Raw genomic sequence first — 5707 nt, forward strand, 5'->3', positions numbered from 1 at the left:
GGGCAGGGGGCAGGGGGCAGAGGAAGTGATTTGTATCAATTATTTCGTGAAATGGTATAACCACCCCGAAACATAAAAACCCCAAAAAGTTTTTAGGTTTTAACTTCGGGGTTTTCAGCGAACATTCTTAAAAAAATGTAAAATTAATAAAGATTTAATAGAGTCAGGAAGATCCGCCCAAGGTGGGGTATCTCGCGGCAAGAAAGATGAAGATTAAAAAAAAAGAAATATCCTGCGCCAATCACTGACGGTTTTCCGCTACAGTGGACGGGCTGTAAGCCTGGTATGGACTACTAGCCGATCACTTACTATTCTTTTGGCTAGTTTAACAATAGTTGCTGGTCTTTTACCGGCGGCAATATCTTACATCAGTAAGTTAATTGTGGATGCAGTGGTACTTGCCTCTCAAATTAACTCACAGAGCAATGGTTTTGTCAATATTTATCCTTCCCTCTCTTATGTAGGATTAGAAGCGATCGCTGTAATTTTATTAGCAGGCAGTCAGCGAGGAATCACCATTTGTCAGTCGTTATTGCGGGCGCTAATGGGTCAGCGAGTGAATGTACTCATCTTAGAAAAGGCGCTGACACTGGATCTTAGGCAGTTTGAAGACTCAGAATTTTATGACAAATTGACCAATGCCCGACGAGAAGCATCAGTTCGTCCCCTTTCCTTAGTAAACCGCACCTTTGGGTTAGTACAAAATGCTCTTTCCTTGTTCACTTACGGTATTTTGCTAGTAAATTTCTCAGGTTGGGCGGTGATGGTGCTGATTTTGGCAGCTATGCCTGTATTTATTTCCGAAACAAAGTTTGCTGGAGAAGGCTTTCGCTTGTTTAGTTGGCGTGCGGCAGAAACTCGTCAACAGCACTACTTAGAAAATCTGTTAGCAAGAGAAGATTTTGTCACAGAAGTCAAACTCTACCAACTGGGAGAGATGTTGCTAGGGCGTTACCGCAACCTGTTTGATCAACTCTATGGCGAAGACCGCGATTTGACTCTGCGGCGAGGATTTTGGGGGTATCTCCTAAGTTTAGTTAGTACTGGTGCTTTTTACCTAGCTTATGCTTGGATTGTCCTGGAAACAGTGCTAGGTAAGATTTCCTTGGGAGATATGACAATGTATCTGACTGTGTTTCGCCAAGGACAATCTACTTTCTCCAATGCCCTCACTTCTATTGGAGGGATGTATGAAGACAACCTATATCTATCAAATCTCTACGATTTTCTGGAAGAAGAAGTACCAAAATCTTGGGGTAAGGCAACCATTGGTTTAAATTCCCAAGATGGTATCCGTTTTGAGAACGTATCATTTACTTATCCAGGAAGTTCCAAGCCAGCATTGAGAAACATTTCGCTGCATTTGAAACCGAGAGAGAAACTGGCAATTGTCGGTGAAAACGGTTCCGGTAAAACTACCTTAATCAAACTACTTACCCGACTCTACACTCCTGATTCTGGGCGAATTTTCTTAGATGGCTTGGACTTGCAGGAATGGGATGTAGATGTGCTGCGGCGTCGGATTGGTGTGATTTTTCAGAACTTTGTCCGCTACCAGTTCACTGTAGGGGAAAATATTGGCGTCGGAGATGTAGAACATCTCGAAAACAAAACCCGTTGGCAAACTGCTGCCCAAAAAGGCATGTCCCAATCATTTATCGATCAATTACCCCAAAGCTTCCAGACTCAACTTGGTCGTTGGTTTAAAGGAGGACAGGAACTTTCCGGGGGACAGTGGCAGAAAATTGCCCTTTCTCGTGCTTTTATGCGATCGCAAGCAGATATCTTGGTGTTAGATGAACCAACATCAGCAATAGATGCCCAAGCTGAGTTTGAGATTTTCAATCATTTTCGCGCTATTACTCAAAATCAGATGGTACTTTTGATTTCCCATCGCTTCTCAACAGTACGAATGGCTGACAAAATCCTAGTTATAGAAAACGGGGAAGTTATAGAACAAGGAACTCACGAAGAATTGTTACAGCTAGGAGGACGTTATGCCAAGTTGTTTCTGTTACAAGCAGCCGGTTATCAATAGGAAAAGAAGCTAGCAATCTTTGTGAATTAAGATAGCGAAGCCTACGGCAGGCTGCGCCTACGCTCACTTTCTACAAAGCACATAGCACCTCTATCAAACCATGTTAACCTGTTCGGTAAACATGGGTCAAATCTCTTTAGTGCCTAGACGCTCCGTATCGTTAAACATTGTTACCCGATAAAATTATGCAAATAACACAACAGCGATACTATACCCCAGAGGAATATTTAGAGCTAGAAGAAACTGCTGAATACAAAAGTGAATATATTGACGGACAAATAATTCCTATGGCGGGTGGAACAGCAAATCACAATCGTATAGCTGGTAATTTCTATGCTGTGTTAAACTTCGCGTTCAGACAAGAAGAATACGAAATGTTTAATAGCGATATGCGTCTGTGGATACATCAAAAGCGTATCTACACGTATCCAGATGTGACAGTAATAGTAGGTGAACCAGAATTTTTCAACAACCGTACAGATATTATTACAAATCCCCAAGTTATTGTTGAGGTTTTGTCTAAATCTACTAAAAACTACGATCGCGAAAATAAGTTTCAGGCTTACCGAACTATTTCCACTTTCCAAGAATATCTATTAATTGACCAAACACGGATTCATGTAGATCAATTTTCCAAAACCGGGAAAAAGCAATGGGCGCTTCGTGAATATGATGAAGAAGATGAAGCGATCGCTCTTGTTACTGTACCCTTTGAGATTTCCTTACAGGATTTATACAACAAGGTGAAGTTTGAGCCTGTTGAGTTGGAAGGGGAAAGTGCTGATGTTGAGGGATTGGGGTAAGGGTGCGATCACTTTACTTGTGCAGAGGATTTTAAAAAGATTTAAGCCACTTTTAAAGGTTTCTGCGGATATTTCGTAGACTCTCCTGCCTGTCAAATAGGATTAGTAAGCAAAAAATTGAAGGTATTATCCATGACTAGAGAATAAGAGTTATTTTTTACTCTAAACTATATTAGTATATTTATACTAATAGCAGCCTCAAGCCGCTAATCTTTATTATCTGCAAAGGATTAGATGCTCATGAATATTGATCAAGCAAAAGAAAAATTTAACTTACTATATACAGAATTAACACAAAGCTGCATAAAAATTGAGACTGAACAGGATGCAAGGTTCCAAGTTATTGACCGCATTTTGACAGAAGTTTTGGGATGGGAGAGAGCAGAAATTCTTACAGAGCCTCATACAGACAGTGGCTATATTGATTACCTAATAACGTCTACAGGACGCAGCAGGCTTGTAGTGGAAGCGAAGCGAACATCAAAACTACTGATTGATACTCGTCAACCAGGTATGGCTTGGTACAAAGTTGGTGGTTCTGCGCTTCAGTCAGCAGCGAATGGATTAAATCAAGCAAAACGCTATTGTACTGACAAAGCTGTGTTGTTTTGTGCTTTGACAACAGGTTTTGAGTGGATTGGCTTCTGGGCCCTTCGTACTGACGGTACGCCTCCAAGTGAGGGTAAAGCAATTGTATTCCCTAACCTTGAATCGATTCAACAGAATTTTGCTACCTTCTACGACGTGTTCTCACGAGAGGGAATCTTAAAAAATTTATACCAAACGTACATATATGAGGCCGAAGGATTAAAAATTAGTCATAATGAATCTCTTTATTCAGTACTTGAAAATTCTGATAGATATTTACTTACAAAGTCTGAATTATTCAAAGATATTGAGAATGTCTACCACAGCTTTTTCACTAGTATGTCAGGGGAAGACGATCCTGATATGCTTGCCAAATGTTTTGTGGAATCAAAAGAAAGTAGAGAAGCCGATGAAAATTTACAAAAAATAACAAGAAACTTATTAAATAGAATTGATATTGTTAATTCAGCGAAGGGTATTGAGCTACAAAATCAAATCCGTAATTCTGTAGAATGACAGAAAGGAGAATTTGTTTTAATAATAGGTAATAAAGGAGCTGGAAAAACTACATTTATCGATAGATTTTTTCGTTTAATATTAGACAAAAGTCTTAGAGAAAATTGTTTATTAATTAAGATTGATTTAGCTGATTCTAATGGGGAACAAGCTACTATTACTAGTTGGCTAACAGAGCAACTAAAAACTGAGTTAAAAAATGGCTTATTTAAGGGTGAATATCCATCATTTAGCGAACTTCAAGGAGTATTTTATCAAGAATATCAAAGATGGAGATGTGGTGAGCGTAAGTTTTTGTATGAAAGGAACAAAAATGAATTTAAGGAAAAATTTGGAGAATATATTGCAGATTTTACTGAAAAACATCCAGATGATTATGTAATGAAATTGATTAAAAATGCTACTAAAGCAAGAGGATTAATGCCATGTATAGTTTTTGATAACACTGATCATTTCCCACAGATATTCCAAGAAGCAGTGTTTCAATATGCACAATCTATATATAGAAAAGTTTTTTCATTTATTATTTGTCCAATAACAGATCGAACAATTTGGCAGTTGTCAAAATCAGGCCCACTACAGTCATATGAAAATCAAGCTTTTTATCTTCCTGTACCGTCTACAAAAGACGTTTTAGCTAAACGGATAGAATTTATAAAAGAAAAAGCAATAGAAGATTCAGAAGGGAGTAAAAAATACTTTACTAAAAAAGGTATTCGCTTATCAATTCCTAACATTAGTGCTTTTGCTTTTGCTGTAGAAGATATATTTATTAATGAAGATTATATAGGACGCGTAGTAGGGTGGCTCTCTAATCATGATATCAGAAGAAGTTTACAAATTGCTCGAAGAATTATCACTTCACCTATCACTGATATTTCTTTACTTGTAAATGCTTATGTAATTGGTAAAAAGTCTCACATTAGTCATTGGCAAATAAAAAAAGCATTATTAGTTGGAGATTATAATCACTTTTATCAAAAAGATAGCAATTTTATTTTAAACCTTTTTGAAGTTCAACCTAGCAGTATTACAAGCCCACTATTGAGGTTATCTATACTACGCTTATTATCTGACACATATTCTGAGAACTCAGATGCAGAAAAGAATTATCTGTATATTGATGATATTCTAAATTATTTTGAGCCTGTGACAATCAACAGGATTCTAATTAAGGAACACTTAAAGGCTCTTCTGGATTATCGCCTCATTGAAACCTATGACCCAACTGATACAAATATTGACGAATTACAAAGAGTTAAAATTACTCCTTGCGGACGTATACATTACGAATTTGCTATTGAAGAAAAAGAAGGAATTTATATAGGTCAAATGGCTTTAAATACACCTATCGCTAATCAAAGTTATCTTATGCGTGTGCGTGATTTTCTTAAAAAGAAAAGAACTCGACAAGATTGGGAAGTTATTATCAAATTATTTGTTGAATATTGCTTGCAACAAGATAGTCTATATATTTCTTTACCTCAAAAACAAATTTATGATAGCCAAAGAAAATTACGAGAACGCATCAGTCAACGTTGGACTTAAGTAAAAATTTATTATCAGGATGCTAAATAACCAAACCTCACCCTATGCTTTCCCCACCATCCCCCAATAACTTAGATAAAATCACTATGGTGCTAGTTAACCCTCCCTAAGTCTAATGAAAAGCGATCGCTCCCCTTCCCAACCCTCCCTTAAACGTCCAGAACTACTCGCGCCAGCAGGTAATTGGGACTGTGCTAAAGCTGCTGTGGAAAAT

General features: G+C 37.7%; 4 protein-coding genes. All 4 read left to right on the top strand.

Annotated features, from left to right (window positions below; translation table 11 throughout):
* Positions 1 to 229 precede the first annotated feature (229 nt).
* The gene (locus tag ACFE90_RS35540; RefSeq protein ID WP_375506962.1) at positions 230 to 2038 is read left to right on the top strand and encodes an ABC transporter ATP-binding protein; all 1809 of its coding nucleotides are present in this window, start codon (positions 230 to 232) and stop codon (positions 2036 to 2038) included.
* 185 nt (positions 2039 to 2223) lie between these two features.
* Positions 2224 to 2841 carry a Uma2 family endonuclease gene (locus tag ACFE90_RS35545; RefSeq protein WP_375506960.1) on the top strand — a complete coding sequence of 206 codons (618 nt, stop codon included), beginning with the start codon at positions 2224 to 2226 and terminating at the stop codon, positions 2839 to 2841.
* Between the two features lie 240 nt (positions 2842 to 3081).
* A complete protein-coding gene (locus ACFE90_RS35550; protein WP_375506961.1) occupies positions 3082 to 3945 on the top strand; it encodes a hypothetical protein in 864 nt (287 codons plus the stop codon).
* A 21-nt stretch (positions 3946 to 3966) separates the two neighbouring features.
* Entirely contained in the window at positions 3967 to 5493 is a 1527-nt protein-coding gene (locus ACFE90_RS35555; protein ID WP_375506963.1) for a hypothetical protein, read from the top strand.
* Positions 5494 to 5707 lie beyond the last annotated feature (214 nt).

The sequence above is a fragment of the uncultured Nostoc sp. genome (genome assembly GCF_964245445.1).
Lineage (GTDB): Bacteria > Cyanobacteriota > Cyanobacteriia > Cyanobacteriales > Nostocaceae > Nostoc.